The 19,800-nt window shown below is 70.9% G+C and carries 13 protein-coding genes and 1 pseudogene; 11 read left to right on the forward strand and 3 right to left on the reverse strand.

Going from position 1 to position 19,800, the window contains the following annotated elements; translation table 11 throughout:
• The first annotated feature begins 77 nt into the window (after nt 1-77).
• From LZ199_RS01615 to LZ199_RS01650, 8 genes are all read left to right on the forward strand, one after another.
• The gene (locus LZ199_RS01615; RefSeq protein ID WP_253991851.1) at nt 78-602 is read left to right on the forward strand and encodes a MerR family transcriptional regulator; all 525 of its coding nucleotides are present in this window, start codon (nt 78-80) and stop codon (nt 600-602) included.
• Between the two features lie 55 nt (nt 603-657).
• A complete protein-coding gene (locus LZ199_RS01620) occupies nt 658-1,152 on the forward strand; it encodes a sigma factor-like helix-turn-helix DNA-binding protein (protein ID WP_253991852.1) in 495 nt (164 codons plus the stop codon).
• 99 nt (nt 1,153-1,251) lie between these two features.
• Entirely contained in the window at nt 1,252-2,796 is a 1,545-nt protein-coding gene (gene purH, locus LZ199_RS01625; protein WP_253991853.1) for a bifunctional phosphoribosylaminoimidazolecarboxamide formyltransferase/IMP cyclohydrolase, read from the forward strand.
• A 3-nt stretch (nt 2,797-2,799) separates the two neighbouring features.
• Nucleotides 2,800-5,703 (forward strand): zinc-ribbon domain-containing protein, encoded by a 2,904-nt coding sequence (locus LZ199_RS01630; protein ID WP_253991854.1) that lies wholly within the window; start codon nt 2,800-2,802, stop codon nt 5,701-5,703.
• Between the two features lies 1 nt (nt 5,704).
• A complete protein-coding gene (purD, locus tag LZ199_RS01635; RefSeq protein ID WP_253991855.1) occupies nt 5,705-6,970 on the forward strand; it encodes a phosphoribosylamine--glycine ligase in 1,266 nt (421 codons plus the stop codon).
• Nucleotides 6,967-8,079: an LptF/LptG family permease gene (locus LZ199_RS01640; protein WP_253991856.1), complete on the forward strand. Its 1,113-nt coding sequence runs from the start codon at nt 6,967-6,969 to the stop codon at nt 8,077-8,079. Before purD ends, LZ199_RS01640 begins: the two co-directional genes overlap by 4 nt.
• A complete protein-coding gene (locus LZ199_RS01645; RefSeq protein ID WP_253991857.1) occupies nt 8,076-9,191 on the forward strand; it encodes an LptF/LptG family permease in 1,116 nt (371 codons plus the stop codon). Before LZ199_RS01640 ends, LZ199_RS01645 begins: the two co-directional genes overlap by 4 nt.
• A 13-nt stretch (nt 9,192-9,204) precedes the next feature.
• On the forward strand, nt 9,205-10,479 hold the full coding sequence (locus LZ199_RS01650; protein ID WP_253991858.1) for an O-antigen ligase family protein: 1,275 nt from the start codon (nt 9,205-9,207) through the stop codon (nt 10,477-10,479).
• Between the two features lie 25 nt (nt 10,480-10,504).
• On the opposite strand, the gene LZ199_RS01655 is transcribed toward LZ199_RS01650, so the two are convergent.
• Nucleotides 10,505-11,620 (reverse strand): glycosyltransferase family 4 protein, encoded by a 1,116-nt coding sequence (locus LZ199_RS01655; protein WP_253991859.1) that lies wholly within the window; start codon nt 11,618-11,620, stop codon nt 10,505-10,507.
• Between the two features lie 83 nt (nt 11,621-11,703).
• On the opposite strand from LZ199_RS01655, the gene LZ199_RS01660 reads away from it, so the two are divergent.
• Both LZ199_RS01660 and LZ199_RS01665 read left to right on the forward strand, forming a co-directional pair.
• Complete coding sequence (locus LZ199_RS01660; RefSeq protein ID WP_253991860.1) at nt 11,704-12,846, forward strand: glycosyltransferase; 1,143 nt, start codon at nt 11,704-11,706, stop codon at nt 12,844-12,846.
• A gap of 218 nt (nt 12,847-13,064) precedes the next feature.
• Nucleotides 13,065-14,459, forward strand: coding sequence for an undecaprenyl-phosphate glucose phosphotransferase (locus tag LZ199_RS01665; protein ID WP_253991861.1), 1,395 nt, complete (start codon nt 13,065-13,067; stop codon nt 14,457-14,459).
• 94 nt (nt 14,460-14,553) lie between these two features.
• Here the strand turns inward: LZ199_RS01665 and LZ199_RS01670 are convergent, their stop codons facing one another.
• Nucleotides 14,554-16,488: a serine protease gene (locus LZ199_RS01670; RefSeq protein WP_253991862.1), complete on the reverse strand. Its 1,935-nt coding sequence runs from the start codon at nt 16,486-16,488 to the stop codon at nt 14,554-14,556.
• 486 nt (nt 16,489-16,974) lie between these two features.
• Here LZ199_RS01670 and LZ199_RS46915 point away from each other — a divergent pair.
• Nucleotides 16,975-17,196 (forward strand): annotated as a pseudogene (locus tag LZ199_RS46915) (GspE/PulE/PilB domain-containing protein); the annotation flags it as partial.
• Nucleotides 17,197-17,321: 125 nt separating this feature from the next.
• On the opposite strand, the gene LZ199_RS01680 reads toward LZ199_RS46915, so the two are convergent.
• The gene (locus tag LZ199_RS01680; RefSeq protein ID WP_253991864.1) at nt 17,322-17,828 is read right to left on the reverse strand and encodes a hypothetical protein; all 507 of its coding nucleotides are present in this window, start codon (nt 17,826-17,828) and stop codon (nt 17,322-17,324) included.
• Nucleotides 17,829-19,800: the final 1,972 nt, after the last annotated feature.

A 19,800-nucleotide genomic window follows, 5' to 3' on the forward strand; every position in this document is an offset into this window, starting at 1 on the left:
GGACCTGTAGCGGTCTGCCTTGACACCGAAGGCCCATTTCTGGCACTCAGTGTCCTCCTCTCAGTAGCTTATATTCAATGGAATCGATGGACCTGCTGGCTCCTGACGAGATTGCTCGGATTGAGCGCGAGAACGCGGGAGGACTCCCCGCGAGCGCCATTCTGGAAATCTTTCGTCCGCGGGGCGTGCGTCTGTCGGAGGCGACCTTCCGCAAGTACGTCCAGGCGGGGTTGCTACCGAGGAGCCGCCGGGTGGGGCGGAAGGGGAAGCACCAGGGGAGCCTGGGGCTCTACCCGGTGGAGGCGGTGCGCCGCATCAACGTCATCAAGAAGATGATGGCGGAGGGGCACACCCTCGAGGACATCAAGAAGTCCTTCGTGTTCCACAGCAATCACATCGACCAGGTGGAGCGGGACCTCGGCGGTCTATTGGATGGGCTGCGGGACGAGTTGGGAGAGCGGGCCTTTGGGGGGGAGCACCGACGTTCGCTCGAAGCAGAGTTGGCAACGCTGCGGCAAAGAGCGCAGGATCTGGTCCGGGATGTGGCCCGGCTGGGCAGCGCAGTCACCGCACGCGAAGACGAAACGATGAGTTCGCAATAAGATGCCGGCCCTGGAGCCGGTGGACCCGGTTAGACTGGCCTCACGTGGAGGGGACATGTCGGAAGTGAAGCAAGTGGAGGAGGGCGGAGACCAGGCGCAGGATGACCTGAGCCAGGAGCGCCGACGGTCCAAGACGATGTCGCGCAAGGAGATGGCGCGTGATTTGCGCCGTCGGCGTCTCACGGGTCAGGTGGACCCGGAAGAGGCGGACCTGCTCAAGCAGATGGACGACACGCGTCCGCGCACCCGCGCCGACTGCGTCAACGGTCCGCGCCCGTGCATGTTCGTCTCCTGCAAGCACAACCTCTATCTGGATGTGAATCCGGAGACGGGGTCCATCAAGCTGAACTTCCCGGACAAGGAAATCTGGGAGCTCGAGCACACCTGCGCCCTGGACGTGGCGGAGAAGGGTGGAATCACGCTCGAGGAGGTGGGGGAGATCATGAACCTCACCCGCGAGCGCATCCGCCAGGTGGAGACGCGCGGGCTGATGAAGCTGCGCGAGGCCACCGAGGCCGAGCCGCCTGTCTCGGCCCGCAAGCCGATGTGACTGGCGGCTCGCTGCCGCCGACGGAGCGCCGACGTGTTGCGTTGACACCCCAGGGGGTGGTTGCTACTACCGCCGCTTCCCGCACACCGAGGCGCACACGTGCTGGCTCTCCTCAGCGTTTCCGATAAGCGAGGTCTGGTTCCCTTCGCCCAGGGGCTGGTTGGCCTGGGCTACCGCCTGCTGTCGACGGGTGGCACGCTGGAGGCGCTCAAGGGCGCCGGCATCGCCGCCACGCAGGTGTCCGAGCACACACACAGTCCGGAGATTCTCGGCGGCCGTGTGAAGACGCTCCACCCGCGCATCCATGGCGGCATCCTCGGCCGGCTGGAGCTGGAGGCGGACCGCGAGGAGATGAGGGCTCACGGCATCGAGCCCATCTCGCTGGTCGCCGTGAACCTCTATCCGTTCCGCCAGACGGTGGCCTCGGGCGCGGCGGAGGCGGAGGTCATCGAGCAGATTGATATCGGCGGGCCGGCGATGGTGCGCGCCTCCGCGAAGAACTTCCGGCACGTGGCCGTCGTCGTGGACCCGGACGACTATCCCGCGGTGCTCGCGGAGCTGGAGCAGCACAAGGCGGTGGGCGAGGCCACGCGGCGCAAGCTGATGCGCAAGGCGTTCGCGCACACGGCGGCCTATGACGCCTCCATCTCCGCGTGGCTGTCCGCCGAGGCGGGCGACCCCTTCCCCGGAGAGCTGTCGCTGTCGTTCCGCAAGGCGCAGGACCTGCGCTACGGCGAGAACCCCCACCAGCGCGGCGCCTTCTACCGAGAGCACTCGGCGCCCTCGGAGCCGACGGTGGGCTTCGCGAAGGTGCTCCAGGGCAAGGAGCTTTCGTACAACAACATCCTGGACCTGGATGCCGCGCTGGGCCTGGTGCTCGAGTTCCCCGAGCGCCCCGCCGCCGTCATCATCAAGCACAACACGCCGTGTGGCGTGGCGGTGGATGACGCGCTGGTGAAGGCGTACCGCACGGCGCGCGCGGTGGATGAGACGTCCGCGTTCGGCGGCATCGTCGCGTTCAACCGCGAGGTGGACGAGGCCACCGCCCAGGCCATGGCGGAGACGTTCCTGGAGGCGGTCATCGCGCCGTCGTATTCGCAGGCGGCGCTCCAGGTGCTCGCGGCGAAGAAGAACCTGCGGCTCCTGGAGGCGGGGCCCGCGCTGGCCTCGCCGACCGTGCGGCCGAGGGCTCAGCTTGATGGCCGGAGTGTGTCCGGAGGCCTGCTCCTGATGGACCGGGACGCGGTGGAGCCGGAGCTGAGCTGGAAGGTGGTGTCCAAGCGGGCGCCTACACCGGACGAGGAGCGGGCCCTCCGCTTCGCCTGGAAGGTGTGCAAGCACGTCAAGAGCAACGCCATCGTCTTCGCCTCTGGGAGCCAGCTGCTGGCCCAGGGCGGCGGACAGACGAATCGAGTGGATTCGGTCCGAATCGCGATGCAGCGCGGCGGACAGGCCCTCCAGGGGGCCGCCGTGGCGTCGGATGCCTTCTTCCCCTTCCGGGACGGCCTGGACGAGGCGGCCCGGGCGGGTGCGACCTGTGTCATCCAGCCTGGCGGCTCTGTTCGGGATGCGGAGGTCATTTCAGCCGCCGACGAACATGGGATGGCCTTGGTGGTGACCGGAGTGCGACACTTCCGGCACTGACTCATGCGCATCGTCTGCCAGAAATGCGCGGCCGCCTATGCCATCGATGATCGACTGATCACGGCAAAGGGTGTCCGCGCGCAATGTCCTCGTTGCCGGAACTTGCAGCTCGTCCGGCGCGATCCCTCGGCCGTGCCCTCTGGGGACGCGCCGGCCGCACCGCCGCGTCCCTCGGCGCCCACCCCCGCGTCGTCCGCGCCACCTCCGGCGGATGACCTGTTCGGCGACTTCGGCAATCCGCCCGCGGAAGCGCCACCCGCCCCGCAGGCCCGGCCCGCGAAAGCCGCGGCGCCGGAAGCGGACCTGTTCGCGGACTTCGGCGCGCTGCCGTCGCCGAGTCCCGCCACGGCGCCCCCGGTGGACCCCTTCGCGGAGCTGGGTCCGGCTCCCGGGCCTCCCTCGGCTGGAGGGGACCCGCTGCTCGACTTCCTCGGCCCCGCGCCCGCGGCGCCGCCGGCTCCCGTCGCGCGCATCTCCTCCGAGCCCGGCGCGGTGCCGGTCTCCGTGAAGCCTCCGACTCCGGCGGCTCCACCCCAGCGCACGGCACCCGCGCCCGCACCGGCTCCCGCCGTCGTCGCCGCGCCCAAGCCCGCGACCATGGGCTGCCGCAACTGCAACAAGCCGCTGACGGACCCGTTCGACCAGGCGCTCGGCATCTGCGACGACTGTCGTCAGCGCGAGCCCGCGGGCGGCGCCGCGCCCAAGGCGGAGGCGGCCCCGCTTCCCGTCACCGCGCCCGGGAATGTGGACTTCCTGCCGCCGCTCTCGTCGCCGGATGAGGGCGGAGGGGACCTGCTGGAGCTGATGCCCCGGGATGGCTCGGGCCCGCGCGCCGCGTCGGGCATGACCGGGTTGGCGCCTTCGCTGGGCTCGGAGCCCCGGAGCAATCCCCGCGCTGCGGGAGCGGCTCGAACCACCACGTCCTCCAACCTCCGCTCCGGTTCCGCGGAGAAGCAGGGGGGGCGGGGTTCCTCGGGTGGAGGCCGCTGGGCCCTGGTGGGCGGGCTGACGTTGCTCGTCGTCGGCACCGGGGTGGGTGGCTTCTTCTTCGTGAAGCACCAGGAAGCGGAGCGCCGTCGGACGGAGGTGGTTCCCGTCGCGGCGATTCCCGAGGCCGTGCAGGCGGTGCTGCCCCGGTGGAAGCTGAAGTACCTGGAGCTGGAGGGCACCGGCGCGGAGCGGCTCGCGGAGGGGCAGAAGCAGCTCGCCCGTGACGAGCGCTTCGCCTATGCGGAGGCGGAGGAGTCCTTCCAGCAGGCGCTGCTCCTGGACCCGCGCAGCGACGAGGCCATCGCCGGCTATGTCCAGGCGCTGGCGCTGGGACGAGGTGCCGGGCTGGACGACGCCACCTTCGCGGAGGCGAGCGCGCTGGTGGAGGCCTCGGAGGCCCGCGCGGGGCGCACCCCGCTGTTGCTGCTGGCGCACGCCAACCTGCTCCTGACGCGCTCACGGCAGGCCGAGCCGCTCAAGCAGGCCAAGGAGCTGGCGGACGAGTCGCTCAAGCAGGCGCAGGCGACCAACGCTCAGAAGGCCGAGGCCCACCTGGTGTTGGGCCGGTATTTCCTGTCGTCCTCGGGGGCGCTGGCGCGCAACCACTTCGACTCCGCGGAGCAACTGGCGCCGGAGCTCAAGCGCATCCAGTACTACCGCGCGCTCGCGCACGAGTCGGCCGGTGAGTACTCGCTCGCGCTGGAGACGCTGCGCAAGCGACTGAAGGCGGACCCCCGGGACTGGGACAGCCTGTCGGCCACCTCGCGCATCTACCAGGAGGTCGGTGAGCCGGGCGAGGCGCGCAAGCTGTACGAGGCGCGCGTGAAGGCGGACCCCGGGGAGCTGCGGGCGCTGCTGCCGCTCGCGGTGCTGCGCTACCAGTCCGAGGGCAATCCCGCCGCGGGCGTGCGCGAGCTGCGCGCGCTCTTGAAGGCCCGCGAGCGCCATGGCGACCGCGACGTTGCGGAGGTGCTCGTCCACCTGGCCGCCGCGGAGCGCGCAGCGGGCAACAGCGAGGCGGGGGTGAAGTTCGCGGAGGAGGCGCTCGGGTTGGCGAAGGAGCTGCCCGAGGCACACCTCCAGGTCTTCCTCGTCGCCCTGGAGCAGCGCGACGCCGCGAAGGCCCGCAAGCACCTGGAGGGCATCAAGGGACGGCTGGAAGACCGCGCCCTGGAGATGGTGCTGGAAGGCCGCGTGCTGCTGCTGGAGAAGAAGCCCGCGGAGGCGCTGGAGCGCTTCCAGGAGGCGGTGTCGCGGGATGAGCGTCGGCTGGACGCGCAGCTGCTGGCGGGCGTGGCGGCGGCGGGGGCGAAGCGGCGCGAGGATGCGTTCCGCGCGCTGAACCTGGCGCTGCGCGCGGACCCGCTGCGGCTGGAGCCCCGGCCCACGGTGACACGCTTCTGGATGCGGCCCTCGGAGACGGTGAAGGGCGTGGAGGATGTCATCCTCTCGCTCGCGGTGAGCGCGGACGACCCGGGGCCGTACCTCTACGAGGGCCTGCTGCGCTTCCACCAGGGAGACCTGGACGCGGCGGACCGGCACTTCCGGGACGTGCTGGAGTCGGATGCGAACAACGCGGGGGCGCTGGCGTACCGGGCGCTCATCGCGCTGCGACGAGGGAATCTGACGGAGGCGCGGACGCTGTCGGCGCGCGCGGTGACCGCGGGGCGGCAGTTGCCCGTGGCGCATCTGGCGCAGGGCCTGGTGCTGGCGGAGAGCCGTCAGGTGGAACCCGCGAAGCGCTCCTTGCGTGAGGCGCTGGGGCTGTCTCCCACGCTGCTGTCGGCCAAGGCGCGGCTCGCGGAGCTGGAGGCGCCGCAGCGGCGTGACGACGCGCGTGCTCAGTTGGTGAGCGTGGTGGGGTTGGACCCCGCGTACCTCCCGGCCAAGCGGATGCTCTACCTGTTGGAACGGTGAGGTGGATGTGAAGGTCCTGTTGCTGGGTTCCGGAGGCCGTGAGCACGCGCTGGCGTGGAAGCTCTCCCAGAGTCCCCGGCTCACGCGGTTGTTGTGCGCCCCGGGCAACCCGGGGACGGCGAAGCTCGCGACCAACGTGCCCGTGAAGGCCGACGTGCCGGACGAAGTCGTGGCGCTCGCCAAGCGGGAGCAGGTGGACCTGGTGGTGGTGGGGCCTGAAGCACCGCTGGTGGCGGGCGTGGCGGATGCGCTGGCGAAGGCGGGCATCCCCTGCTTCGGGCCGGTGGCGGGCGCGGCGCTCATCGAGGGCTCCAAGGCGTTCGCCAAGGAGATCATGGCCGAGGCGGGTGTCCCCACCGCCGCATTCCGCACCTTCACCGATGCCTCCGAGGCGGAGGCCTACGCGGTGGCGCAGGGCCGCATCGTCGTGAAGGCGGACGGGCTGGCCGCGGGCAAGGGCGTCATCGTCGCGCACGACGTGGACTCCGCGCGAGATGCGGTGCGCGCGGTGGCGGCGCTGGGCTCGTCCGGGCAGCGCATGGTGCTGGAGGAGCTGCTGGAGGGCGAGGAGGTCTCCGCCATGGCGCTCTGTGACGGCGAGCGCTACGTCATGCTGCCGCTGTCGCAGGACCACAAGCGCGTGGGAGACGGAGACACCGGCCCCAACACCGGCGGCATGGGTGCGTACAGTCCCGCGCCGTTCCTCGACGACGCGCAGCTGGCGCAGGTGGGGGAGAGCGTCATCGCTCCCACGCTGGCGGTGCTGCGACAGCGTGGGCTCCCCTTCAAGGGCGTGCTGTACGCGGGGCTGATGCTCACGCGCGGCGGGCCCAAGGTGCTGGAGTTCAACGCGCGCTTCGGAGACCCGGAGACGCAGGTGTTGATGATGCAGTTGGGCGAGGACCTGCTGCCGCTGGTGGACGCGTGCGCGCGCGGTCAGCTGGAGCCTCGCGCGCTGGTGACGGCGCCGGGCGCCTCGGTGGGCGTGGTGCTGGCGGCGCAGGGCTATCCGGACGCGCCTCGCAAGGGGCAGCGTATCGAAGGCGTGGACGCGGTGCCGGCGGACGCCACGGTGTTCGTCGCGGGCGCGGAGACGCGGGACGGCGCGCTGGTGACGAGCGGCGGACGGGTGCTGACGGTGTGCGCGCGGGGCGAGGACCTGGCGCGCGCTCGGGAGCGGGCGTACGCGGCGGTGGAGGCGGTGCGCTTCGAGGGCATGCACTTCCGTCATGACATCGGCGCGAAGGGGATGAAGGCCGCGCCGTGACGCGCATCTCCCGCTATCTCCTCAAGGAATTGCTGGTCCCCCTCGGTGTGTGGGTGGCCTTCATGTTCCTGCTGCTGTTCGTGATGCAGTTCCTGCGAGGCACGGACGTGCTCCTGGGCTCGTCGGTGACGGTGCTGGACCTGGGCCGGCTGGTGGCCTACCTCACGCCGCACTTCCTGATGATGGCGCTGCCGATAGCGTTCCTGCTCGCCATCCTGTTGGGGCTCGGGCGGCTGGGAGAGGACCGCGAGCTGACGGCGCTCCAGGCGCTGGGAGTGGGCCCCACGCGCCTGCTCTTCGCGCCGCTGGGCGTGGCGGCGGCGCTCAGCGTGCTGATGCTGGTCATCACCTCCACCGCGCAGCCCTGGGGGCTCACGGGCGTGAAGGAGCTGGTGAGCGAGGTCATCCGGAAGAACGTCGTCGGCGACGTGAAGTCCGGCACCTTCTACGAGGACCTGAGCGACTTGACGCTGTACGCGGAGCAGGTGTCCTCCAAGGATGGCAAGTGGACCAACGTGCTGCTGCACGATGACCGCGAGGCGAACTCGCCCCTGTTGGTGCTGGCGCATCGGGGCCAGGTGGGCACGTCCAGCGGTGGAGAGGTGCTGCGCTTCGCCCTGGAGGATGGCGAGGTGCACCGCTCCGGCCGCGCGTCCGAGGACTACAGCGTCATCCACTTCGACCGGGCGGAGATCAGCGTGGGCGTGGGCGCGTCCATGGGCAAGCGGGGCCGCTTCACTTCCGCCAAGGAGGAGCTGACGCCGTCGGAGCTGCTCCAGGCCGCGAGCGAAGCCGAGGCGAGTGGCGGGGATGCGCGCGGCTTCCGGATGGCGCTGCACAGCCGCCTGGGGGGCGCGCTGGCGCCCATCGCCTTCGCCCTGTTGGGCACGCCGCTGGCCATCGGTCGGCGACAGGCGGGCCGGGCGTGGGGCTACCTCCTGACGCTGGGCGGCTACGTCCTGTACTACCTCTTGAGCCGCGCCTTCGAGCAGCTGGGCCAGCAGGGGAAGCTGCCGGCGCCGGTGGCGGGACAACTGGCCAACGTCGTCTTCATGCTGGTGGGTGCGGTGGCCCTGTACCGGGTGAGCCGCTCGGGGACGGTCCGGTGAGACTGACGCTCTTCGGGTACGTGCTGAAGACGTACATCCGCTATGCGCTGGGCATCCTCGGCGGGCTGGTGCTCGTCTTCGTGGTGGTGGACTTCGTCGACCGCGCGAAGACGTACACGGGGCCGGGCTGGGTGGCGGACGCGGCGAAGCTCTACGCGTACAAGGCGCTGATGGCGGTGCAGCAGCTCGGGCCGGCGGCGCTGCTGCTGGCCGCGGGGACGACGGTGTCCGCGTTGCGCAAGCAGGGCGAGGTGACGGCCATCCGCGCGCTGACCTTCGGTCCCACGGCTTTGTACGCACCCGTGCTGGCCTTTGGCCTCATGGCGTGCACGGGGCTCATCGCCTTCGACGAAGTCGTCGCGACGCACGCGGGACGGCGCGTCGATGAAATCACCACGCAGCGCTTCAACCGCTGGGGCGACTGGCGCTTCTACTACACGCCGAAGCAGTGGTTCCGACGCGGTGACCACATCTTCTTCCTCCGCGCGGGCAGCGCGCAGGAGGGCTTCCAGGATGTGTCCATCTTCACCCTGTCTCGGGAGTTCAAGCTGCAGCGGCGGCTGGACGCGGCGCGGATGGAGTGGCTGGACGGGACGCGCTGGCGGCTGACGGAGGTGGTGGAGCGCTCCTTCACCGGGGAGAAGCACACGTCGGTGAAAAGCTTGGAGAGCGCCGAGTACGAGCTGGGCATCGCCGCCTCCGCCTTCCGCATCCGGCCAGGACGCCCGGAGCAGATGCGGGTGCGCGAATTGCGCGAGCAGATTGTCGCGCGCCGAGAGGTGGGTCTGGCGACGAAGCAGTTCCAGCTCGCGCTGCACAATCGCTTCGCCTATCCGCTGGCGGCGCTCCCGGCGGCGCTGCTGGGGGTGGGGCTGGCACTGCGCTCGAATCGCCGGGGACACCTCACCGCCGCCATCGTCGAGGGCCTGCTCGTCGCCGTGGCGATGTGGGGATTGATGATGGTGTGCCGCACGTTGGTGCTCACCGAGCGATTGACCCCCCTGGTGGCGGCGTGGACTCCCCCCGTCCTGCTGGTGCTGGCGGCAGGGGCGCTGTGGCTGCGTCGCGAGGGTTTCCTCCACCTGCCTCGCCGTTGGCTCGCGGTGAGGTAGCGTGAGTCCATCCATGGACCATCCCTCCCAGCCCCGGCTGGAGATTTTCCTTCGTCGCGCCGTGGCTGGAGTCCTGCTCGCCTGGGCGGTGGGCCTGGTGCTGGCCGAAGTCGTGTTGCAGGTGGCCGCGTCCGCGGCGGTGCTGCTGGCGCTGGTGCTGGCGGCGCGGCGTCAATTGAAGCTGGCCTCCGACGTGCGCGCCTACGTGCTGGCCAGCGTGGCGCTGTGCGCGTGGCAGGTGGTGTCACCCGGGCTGGCGCTCCTGACGGGCGCGGCGAGCGGGTGGCCTCGAAGCTCGCGCTACGGGCAGGCCCTGGACTCGGTGGCGGGCGCCGCCGTGGCGTGCGTGGGCTCGGTGGGGGTGCCGTGGCTGGCGCTCGCGACCACGGTGGCGGCGGGGTGGTTGTTCGCCGCGGCCCTGGGCATGTTCCAGAACCGGGTGCGCTGGCCGTGGGAGCCCTTCGCGTTCCTCAAGCTGAACCCGGGCCGACTGCACGAGAACTTCGGCACGGAGGCCTCGCCGCGCTACGCGGCCGGGGGCATCTTCTTCCACCGGCTGCGCTTCGCGCATGGCGCCATCGCCGCACTGGGCCCCGCGCTCGCGATACTGGGCAGTTCCGAGGTGGCTCGGCGGCGCATGGTGGCGGGCGCGGTGGTGCTGGGCCTGCTGGTGTCCATCTACAACGCCTTCGCCCGCGCGGCGCTGGGCGCGGCGCTGCTGGTCAGCGTGGTGGCGCTGCTGCTGCTGGTGAGCGGCATCGCGCGCAAGGCGGGCCTGGGACTCATCGCGGTGCTGGTGGTGGTCGTCCTCGCGTCACCCGCCTGGCGCGCGCGCCTGGAGAAGGCCGCGGGCAACATCTACGGCGGGGAGCGCGAGCTGGCCATGAAGGTGGGCTGGAGCCTGGTGCGGGAGCACCCGCTGCTGGGCGTGGGCTTCGGCAACCACAAGGCCGCCGTCCTCGCGAGGCAGGGTGAGTCGGGCATCACCGACTTGCTGGCCACCGATTCGCACAACCTCTGGCTGACGGTGTGGGCCGAGACGGGGCTGGTGGGCCTGCTGCTGACGCTGGCGGTGCACGGCCTGTTGGGCTGGGCGCTCATCCGTCGATATCGCGCGGGCTCGCTGGCCGCCACGGGCGCCCTCTTGTCCTTCGTGGGCTTCCACATCCTCGCGATGGTGCACTACCTGCCGTTCCACTCCAGCGTGCACCTCTCCTTCGCCCTCATCTGGGGACTGGGGCTGTGCGAGGGCAGTGAAGTGCTGCGCACGCGTCCGGCGCCGCGTTAGGCAGCGGGCCTGAGCGCCCTTCGGTTCAGCGAGGAGGCAGCGGGCGCGACTCGAGCACGCGGCGGTACACGGCGACCGTCTTGCGCGCGCACTCGTCCCAGGTGAAGCGCGCGGCGCGCTCCCGGCCCAGCTCCACCAGCTCCGTGCGCAGGCCGTCGTCCCGAAGCACCCGCAGCGTCGCCTCTCGCCAGGCCACCGCGTCGTCCGGTGGGAGCCTCAGCGCCGCGCCGCCCACCACTTCCGGGAGCGCCGTCGCGTCCGCGGCCAGCACGGGACAGCCCGCCGCCATCGCCTCCAGCGCGGGCAGCCCGAAGCCCTCGTACTTCGACGGCAGGAGCAGCGCCGCCGCCGCGCCGTAGAAGAGCGCCATCTCCGACTCGGGCAGCTCCTCCAAATCAATCACGTTCTCGTGCAGCCCCAGCTCGTGCGCCACCGCGCCCTTGCCCGCGAGCAGGACGATGGGCACCGGCAGGTCCGCGGCGAAGTGCCGCAAGAGCTCCAGGTTCTTGAAGGGCTTCGCGTTGCCCACCGCCGCCACGTAGCGCGCGGGCAGCTCCTGGCGCTCCCGGAACTCGCGGGCCTCCGCGGCCGAGGGCGGCTGGAAGCGCGAGTCCACGCCATTGGGAATCACCTGCAGCCGGTAGGGCGACAGCTTGAGGTGCTTCGCCAGCTCCTCGCGGGAGAACTCGGACACCGTCACCAGCGCGGAGGCCCGCCGGGCGCGAGGCCCCACCACCACGCGGTAGTACAGGCTCTGCGCGGGCGAGTACTGGTGCGAAAGCGCCACGTGGTTGGCGTCATGCAGCGTGGCCACCAGCGGGCCGCTCCAGAACAGGGGCAGGGCGAACGACGTGGCGTGGAAGACGTCGGGCGACAGCCGCGCCAGGTCCGCCGCCAGCGCGGGCTGCTCCACGGGGGACAGGAACCCCGCGAGCGCGCGGTGCATGGGCAGGCGAGGCGCGAGCGCTCCCAGGTCCGAAGGCAGGCCCTCGGGGGGCACCAGCGCGGAGAAGCGCAGGTCCGGAGCGAGCGCGGGGACTCGCCGCGCCAGCTCGAGCGCATAGCGGGCAATCCCGTGAAGCCGGCCGCGCACCATGCGCAGGTCGAGGAGGACATGAGCCACGCCTCCGGCGTACCACACGCGCGGCCTTCATGGGGGCGGGCAGGCACCCGCTTCGTATCGCTGTCGGCAGGAGGCACGGCCGATGCTAGAAGGCCGGCATCGTGAAGGTCGCCCTGGTCCACGACTGGCTCGTCACCCACCGCGGGGGGGAGCGTGTGCTCGACGCGCTCTGCGAAGCGCTGCCCGACGCGGACATCTACACGCTCATCCACCGGCCCGGCAGCCAGTCCCCGGCCATCGAATCCCGCCGCATCTTCACGTCCTTCCTCCAGCGGATTCCGGGCATCCACGAGCGCTACCGGCACTTCCTGCCCCTGATGCCCCGGGCCATTGAAGCGCTGCGCCTCCAGGGCGACTACGACGTCGTGCTCTCCTCCAGCCACTGCGTGGCCAAGGGCCTGCCCGTGCCGTCGGGGGTGCCGCACCTGAGCTACGTGCACGCGCCCATGCGGTACATGTGGGACTTGTTCGACGACTACTTCGGCCCCGGGCGCTCCCGGCTGCCGGTGCGCGTCGCGGCCCACGCCGTGCGTCCCTGGCTCCAGCGGTGGGACCGCGCCTCGGCGCAGCGCGTGGACCACTTCGTCGCCAACAGCCACCACGTCGCCGGCAAGCTCCAGCGCTTCTGGGGCCGCGGCGCCACCGTGGTCCATCCCCCCGTGGACCTGGAGCGCTTCACCCGGCTGCCCCTGGAGGGCGGAGGGCAGGGCGGCTACTTCCTGTGGCTCGGCGCCTTCGCCCCCTACAAGCGCCTGGACATCGCGCTGGAGGCGTTCCGCGCGCTGGGCGCTCCGCTGTGGGTGGTGGGCACGGGCCAGGAGGCCGCGCGCCTCGCGTCGGTGGCTCCCTCGCCGCACGTGCGCTTCCTCGGCAACGTCTCCGACGACGCCCTGCCGTCCCTGTACCGGGATGCCCGCGCGCTCATCTTCACGCCCGAGGAGGACTTCGGAATCACGCCGCTGGAGGCCCAGGCCACCGGCCGCCCCGTCATCGCCTTCGGAAGGGGCGGGGCGCTGGAGACGGTGAACAGCCGCACGGGACTGTTCTTTTCAGAACAAACACCTGCCGCGCTCATGGACGCCGTGCGGCGCTTCGAGACGTGGGAGGTCGGCTTCAATCCGGAGGATGCCCGCTCGCAGGCCGAGCGCTTCGGACGGGCTGTCTTCCAGCGCGCCATGTTGTCCGAAGTGGAGTCCGTCCTCAGGGTGTCGAGGAAATCCCCACGTCTCGCCACGGCGGTGTGACGCCGCTGTCATCCCGGGCCCGGTCTTTCATCGCCACGCCCTGTCCATCTCCCGTCACTGTCCCCCTGGGGCAGGGGTAACTCATTGGTTTCACGGGATTTTCCGTGTTAGTACGCCAGCGAGTCAGAGGGAGTCGGGCGGGACGCGTGCTCGTTGTACCGGGGTGCGAGTCTTGCAAAGGGGTGGCGCCCCGTTGACCAGGTTACAGGAGTCCAGGCGTGTTCAGTCGTCTCCAGCGCTTCTACACGTCCATCAAAGTCTTCGCGGACATGGTGATGCTCGCTGTGGCGTTCGCCTTGGCGTACGTCACGCGGTTCTCCGGCATCGTCCCCGTCACGGAGGGAATCCCGCCCTGGGAGGACTCGCTCGTCTCGCTGCTGATGGTGCTCGTCATCTTCCCGGCGGCCTTCAAGCAGTCGCGGCTGTACGCCACGAACCGCTCCCGGACGAACACGGGTGAGGTGTTCGAGGTCTTCAAGTCCACCATCACCGCGACGCTCATCCTCGTCGCGGCCACGTACTTCGCGCGCGAGCGGTACTCGCGCCTCACGCTGGTCATCTTCGTCGTCTATGCCTTCGTGCTGGTGACGTGCAGCCGGCTGGCGTTCCGCTACGTGCTCAGTGAGATTCGTCGCCGGGGGCACAACCTCAAGTCCATCCTCGTCATCGGCGCGGGAGAGCTGGGCCAGCGCGTCGTGGAGACGGTGGAGGGCCATCGGGAACTGGGCTTCCGCGTGACGGGCCTCTTGTCGCTGCGGCCGGAGAAGGTGGGCCAGTACGTCAGCGGGGTGCGCATCATCGGCCACGTGGACGACGTGGAGCGCGTGCTGGACGCGCAGCCGGTGGACCAGGTCATCCTCGCGCTGCCGCTGCAGGATCAGGCGCACGTGAAGCGGCTGATGGAGCAGCTGGCGCTGCGCACGGTGGACGTCAGGGTGGTGCCGGACCTGTACCAGTACATCACCCTGTACGGCGGGCTGGAGGAGTTCGGTGGCCTGCCCATCATCCGCCTCCAGGGCGACCCGATGGAGGGCTGGAGCCGGGTCTCCAAGCGCGCCTTCGACATCCTCTTCTCGCTGCTCGCCATCCTCGTCACCGCGCCGCTCATGGCGGCCACGGCGCTGGCGGTGAGGCTGTCCAGCCGCGGGCCGCTCTTGTACCGACAGGAGCGCATGGGGATGGATGGCCGCACCTTCCACATCCTCAAGTTCCGCACCATGCGCGTGGACGCGGAGCACTCCGGCGCGATGATGGCGCGCAAGGACGACCCGCGCCGCACCGTCATCGGCACCGTGCTGCGCAAGTACTCGCTGGACGAGCTGCCGCAGTTCTTCAACGTGCTGACGGGCGACATGAGCCTCGTGGGCCCGCGCCCCGAGCGCCCCGTCTTCATCGAGGAGTTCAAGCGGCAGATTCCGCGCTACCACCTGCGGCACAAGGTGAAGGCGGGCATCACCGGCTGGGCGCAGATCAACGGCCTGCGCGGTCAGACGTGCATCGAGAAGCGCATCGAGTACGACCTGTACTACATCGAGAACTGGTCGCTCTTCATGGACCTGAAGATTCTCGTGCGCACCGCGCTGGGCGGCTTCCTGTCGAAGAACGCCTACTGAGCGGGCTGGCGTGCCCGGGCCACGGATTTCCGTGGCCCAGGCCTCGTGTCCGGCACGGTTTTCCGTGGGCCCGACGCGAAGTGGAACGCGGCCGCTACTGGAGGTTCCAGACGACGGTGCCGGTGCACGTCGTATTGCTGTAGCAGCCGGCGCGAACCTGCACGGTGCCGGACGTGGTGGCGGTGAAGCTCATGCTGGAGCCCCGTCCGCCGCACGCGTCGTCATTCGCCGCGGACTGGGTGGCGCCGGTGAAGAGGCGCAGGTACGTGTCTCCGGTGAAGGTCGCCCCCGCGGCGCCGCAGGTGCCCACGGTGAGGACCTGACCCGCGGTGACGGCGATGTCGCGGTTGGTGGTCGCCTGCTGGGCGTGGTTGGTGTTGCTCCCGCTGAAGGGGAACGAGCCTGACTTCGCGGGCGGTGGCGGCAGTCCGGAGAGCTCCCAGACGACGGTGCCGCCGCAGCTTCCGCTCGAGTAGCAGCCGGCGCGCACCTCGTACTCGCCCGCGGTGGTGGCGGTGAAGGTGATGCTGGAGCCTCGTCCTCCGCACGCGTCGTCGTTGGCGGCGACGGAGGCGCCCGAGGGATTGAAGAGACGCAGGTACGTGTCCCCGGACGTCTTGGCGCCCGTCAGGCCACAGGTGGCCACGGTGAGCTGCTGGCCGGCGGTGAGGGTCAGCCTCTTTTGAGTGGTGTTCTGCTGCGCGCTGTTGGTGTTGGTGGCGGTGTACGTGAAGGAGTTGGCCGGCGGAGGAGGCTCCTCAGGGGGCGGCTCGCCGTTGCCGTTGGGGTCGGGGCACCCGGCGGTGGGGAGCGCGCACGTGGGCATGAGCGCGCCCAGGTGGCTGACGACGGCCTGGATGGGCACGCCCCGGTTGGGGCAGTTGGCGCAGTGGTGCAGCGAGACGACCAGGTGGTCCGAGTAGCCGACCACCGGCGAGCCCGAGGAGCCGCCCTGCGTGTCCGCGTAGTAGCCCACGTCATTGGGGCCGCCGGATTGGCAGGCCGCCTCGTTCAGGCTGTAGACCTCCGCGAAGCCGGACTCGTCGTGGGAGTCCGTCGAGGTGACGGCGATCATCTTGCCGTAGCCCGCCGGGTGCTGGGGGACGTAGATGCGCTCGTTCACCACCGCGCCCGCGCCGCGCAGCTGGAGATAGCCGAAGCTGCGCGTGGGATTCACGGCGAGCCGCACCAGCGCGTAGTCGCGAGGCGCGTCCGCCTGGACCAGCGTGCCGCCGGAGATGACGTGGCCCGGACAGCCGAACCAGCTCCCGCAGCTCGTGGCACAGGTGGCGCCCTCGGCCATGAACTCGAAGTCGGTGTTCTGCGCATCGCTGGCGGTGCCGATGCAGTGCTGGTTCGTGAGCACGTGGCCCTGGCTGCCCACCAGCCAGCCGGTGCACGCGCTGGAGCCGCCGATGAGCAGGCGCGCCACGGGACGGGCGCGGCCGTAGACGGTCGGCTCGCTGGTGGCGTAGCAGGGCGCCCAGCGGGAGTCGTCCGGACCACACAAGGCCTTGTCCAGCTCGGACGTGAAGCCCTTCTCCGCGTTGGTGTAGCCGCGCGCGAAGCGGTCGATGGTGTAGCCGTGCCGGTTCAGGATGCCCCGGCGCTCCGAGGAGTCCTGGCTGTGCAGCTCGATGATGGCCGTGTCACCGGGGATGTGCATGGCCCAGAAGCCGTCGCGCGCCCCCGGGTACGTGCCGTCATACCGCCTGGAGCGCGTGCCATCCGGCGAGCGCACCACGACGAAGTCTCCTTCCTCCAGTTCCAGCCGCTCGAAGTGCGCGGCGATGTACGCGGCTCCCTCGTGGGTGATGACGTCGGTGTGGAGCGGCCCGCTCCGCGCACGCAGTGAGGTCGAGGCATAGGGGTGCGCCGACTCGAAGCGCCGGTGCACGTCCTCTCCGACCTTCGTGGCGCGCTGGGAGGCGGGGGATGCCGCCACCTCGCACACGGGTGCCGAGGCCAGCGCGGTCGGCACGCCGGATATCAGCGCGACGACGAGGCCTGCGAGCTGGATTCGTTTCATCTGTTCTCCTGCGGGAATGGGGCTTCGCAGCTGAAGCTGCACCGCTGGTTATACCGACCCTCCCCGGGGGCCCCTCGTCGCTGTTGTTAACCCGGTTGCAGGAGCGAGGGGGATGTGTGGGGCGGGTGGCGTTTGGGATGGGGAAGGGTTTGGGATGCGGAAAGGACACCGCCTCGCGGGGAGGGCGGCCGGCGGGAGGCCCGTCTGATTTCACACGGAGCGCGATTGTTGCCGCCGGGTTGTGTGCGAGCCGGCAGGGGGAGCGGCCGAAATGACGCAAGGAGAGGCGGGGAGTCGGCCCCGAGTGGGGGCGAAGCCGTCTAGACTCCGGGGGGCATGGCGGAAAAGCTCGGAGCGATTCTGGTCCGCAAGGGCCTCCTCACGCAGGCGCAGGTCGACGAGGCCCTGAAGGCCCAGCTCATCTACGGTGGGCGGCTGGGCTCCATCCTCGTCGAGCTGGAGTTCCTGGACATCGACACGCTGGCGATGGTGCTGGGGGAGCAGACGCGCTACCCGGTGGCCCAGGAGGCCGACTTCGAGGCCGTCACCGACGCGACGCTGACGTTGCTGCCGGCGGCGCTCGCGGAGAAGCACCTGGCCTTCCCGCTGGCCCAGGAGGGGCGCCGGCTGAAGGTGGCGATGTCGAGCCCCTTCGAAATCCAGCACACGGACGCGCTGGGGTTCATCACGGGCCTGCGAATCCTCCCGCACATCACTCCCGAGCTGCGGCTGTTCCAATACCAGGCGCAGCGCTACGGCATCCGGCGCGAGTCGCGCTCCATGAGCATGGGCATGGCGCGGCGCGCGGCGCAGCCTCGGGGCGCGGCGGCTCCTCAGGCACCGGCGCGAGTGATGGTTCCGCTGCCCGACGTGGCTCCGCCTCCGGCGCCCGTGCGCGCGGAACCGGGCACGGAGGGAATCTTCGGAGGGCTGGCGCCCGGACAGTTCCTGAGCGACGACGCCGAGGACGTGGCGGCGGAGGACGTGCAGTGGAGCGCGTCGAGCGCACCCGTGGCGGAGAATCCGGGCGACGGGTTGGAGCCTCGTGGGAGCGCTGGGCCCGAGGCGGGGCCTCCGGTGCTGGCGCCCGCGGGGGCGGCGAGGCCCGCGGGGCCACCGCAGCTCGTCTCCGTGGACGCGGCGCGGGGGATGGCGCGACAGGAGGGGCCACCCCGGCTCGCGCCGACGCAGCCGCCTCGGTTGGCGCCGCCCGTGATGTCTCCCTCGCTGGAGGCTCCGGAGGAGATTGAACCCGAGGAGGAGTTCGAGGCGGCGGAGGAGATCGACCCCACCGAGGAGCTGGAGTTGGTGGACACCGAGGAGGTGCTCGAGGGCGTCATGGAGGAGGTGGTGGAGCCTCCCGCGCCGCGCAGTCCGGTGTTCGCGGGGCAGGGCGCTTCGGTGGCGGACGGGGCTGGCGCGAGTCCATCGCAGCCGCCCGGAATGGTGACGCGGCAGTCGGGAGGGCAGTGGTCTCCGCACCAGCCGCCTGGGTTGAATCGGGCGCCAGGGGCGGGTGGTGGAGCGCCGCCTCCGCCTGGAAGTGCTGGGGCGAGGCCTCCTCCGTCGGTCGTGGGGCCACCGGGTCTGGCTGGGGCGGTTCGGCCTGGCGTCGGTGATGCGCTGGTCATGGGGGCTCCGGGTGGGCCAGGGGCGTCGCGGCCTGGCGTCGGTGATGCGTCGGTGGCGGGGGCTTCGGGTGCGTCTGGAGCGCCGTCAGGTGTCCCCGCGAATGCCGGGGCCGTTCGGCCTGGACAGTTCTCCGAGCAGGCTGTGTCCATGTCGGGCGCGGTGCCTCCGGGGATGGTCGGCCCTGGTGGCAGGCCTCCTTCGGGGACGGGGTTGCCCTCGGTGCCGCAAGGCCCGGGTGCTCGGCCTCCTCCAGGAGCAGCCATGGCGTCGGCTCCGGGGCTCCAGGGAATGATGCCTCCGGCTGCTCGTCCACCGTCGGCCACGGGGACTCCTGCTATCGCGGGACCCGTGCCGCCCGGAATGGCGAGTACGCGGCCTTCCAGTGCTGGCCTTTCCCCGGTGCAGGGGACGGTTCCACCGGGAATGGCGGGAGCACGGCCTCCGTCGAGCGCGGGGATGCCGCCGGTGCAGGGGCCTGCTGGTGCCCCCGGGACGCCTGGGCCTCAAGGGCCCGTGCCGCCAGGGATGATGGGAGCACGGCCTCCATCGAGCGCGGGGATACCACCAGCACCGGTGCCCGCTAGCGCTCCCGGTGTGTCGGGTCCGCAAGGCCCCGTGCCGCCGGGGATGATCGGCGCACGGCCTCCGTCGAGCGCGGGGACGCCGTCGGTGCAGGGCCCTCCGGGGCCTGCTGGCGCGGGTGCTCCTTTGGGGCAAGGCCAGGTGCCGCCAGGGATGGCGGGGGCACGTCCTCCGACTGGTGTTCCTGGTGGGCCTCCAGGACCGGTTGGCGCGCAGGTTCCGCCGGGCCTGACGGGTGCACGGCCTCCGTCGAGCACGGGCATACCGGGGGCACCGGGTGCTGTCGGCGTGGGTGGTCCGATGGCATCGGGACCGCAAGGTCCTGTGCCGCCAGGGATGATGGGAGCACGGCCTCCGTCGAGCGCGGGAACGATTCCCTCGGTGTCAGGTCCGCAGGGACCTGTTCCTCCGGGGATGGTGCGACCTCTCGCGGGGCCAGGACCGCAAGGCTCGGTTCCGCCGGGCGCACGGCCTTCGAGCTCGGGGATGCCCGCGGTGTCGGGTGCCCCTGGCGCGGTGCCTCCAGGAATGGCGGGAGCGAGGCCTCCTTCGGGAACGGGCCTTCCCGTGGCGCCGGGTCCTCAAGGAGGACCTCCTGGGCCGAGTGTGGCAGCGGGAGGGCGACCGGCCTTGGCGGGGAGTGGTCCCATGGGGCCGCCACCTCCGGGCAACCAGCGTCCGCCGCAGGCTGGCGTTCCACCGCACATGCCAGCGGGAGCCGTTCCGTCCGTGCCTCCGCCTGGAGGCGCTGGTTTTCAGCCGCCGGGCATGGCGCCGAAGGGCGTGCCTCCTTCCGTGGGAGCGCCCCCTGCAGTGGTGGCTCAACCCAACTCGGCACCGACGCCCCCGCGCGGGACCGACGTCGTCACTCCAGAGTCCCCTGGTGAGCGGGCTCCGCTCGATGCCGAGCGGCCTGGCGAATCGCGATTGGCAACGGAGTCTGTTCCTCGGATGGAGGACACGACGTCCGGCTTCCCACACGTCGCGGGTGAAGGAGATGTCGGCCTTCCGTCGCCCTCTGTCTCGGACAACGGCCTTGCCGGAACGCGCGAAGGCCGAGTGACGGATGCGCCCGGGTCTTGGAGCGCGCTGAGTGAG

Origin of the sequence: Myxococcus qinghaiensis, from assembly GCF_024198215.1 — a bacterium.
GTDB classification, from domain to species: domain Bacteria; phylum Myxococcota; class Myxococcia; order Myxococcales; family Myxococcaceae; genus Myxococcus; species Myxococcus qinghaiensis.

Bases quoted from the DNA above. Each gene is read 5' to 3' on its own strand.
- LZ199_RS01615 (WP_253991851.1), top strand. From the start codon at position 78: ATGGAATCGATGGACCTGCTGGCTCCTGACGAGATTGCTCGGATTGAG.
- LZ199_RS01620 (WP_253991852.1), top strand. From the start codon at position 658: ATGTCGGAAGTGAAGCAAGTGGAGGAGGGCGGAGACCAGGCGCAGGAT.
- LZ199_RS01630 (WP_253991854.1), top strand. From the start codon at position 2,800: ATGCGCATCGTCTGCCAGAAATGCGCGGCCGCCTATGCCATCGATGAT.
- LZ199_RS01650 (WP_253991858.1), top strand. From the start codon at position 9,205: ATGGACCATCCCTCCCAGCCCCGGCTGGAGATTTTCCTTCGTCGCGCC.
- LZ199_RS01670 (WP_253991862.1), bottom strand. From the start codon at position 16,488: ATGAAACGAATCCAGCTCGCAGGCCTCGTCGTCGCGCTGATATCCGGC.
- LZ199_RS01680 (WP_253991864.1), bottom strand. From the start codon at position 17,828: ATGACGCCCTCGAGCACCTCCTCGGTGTCCACCAACTCCAGCTCCTCG.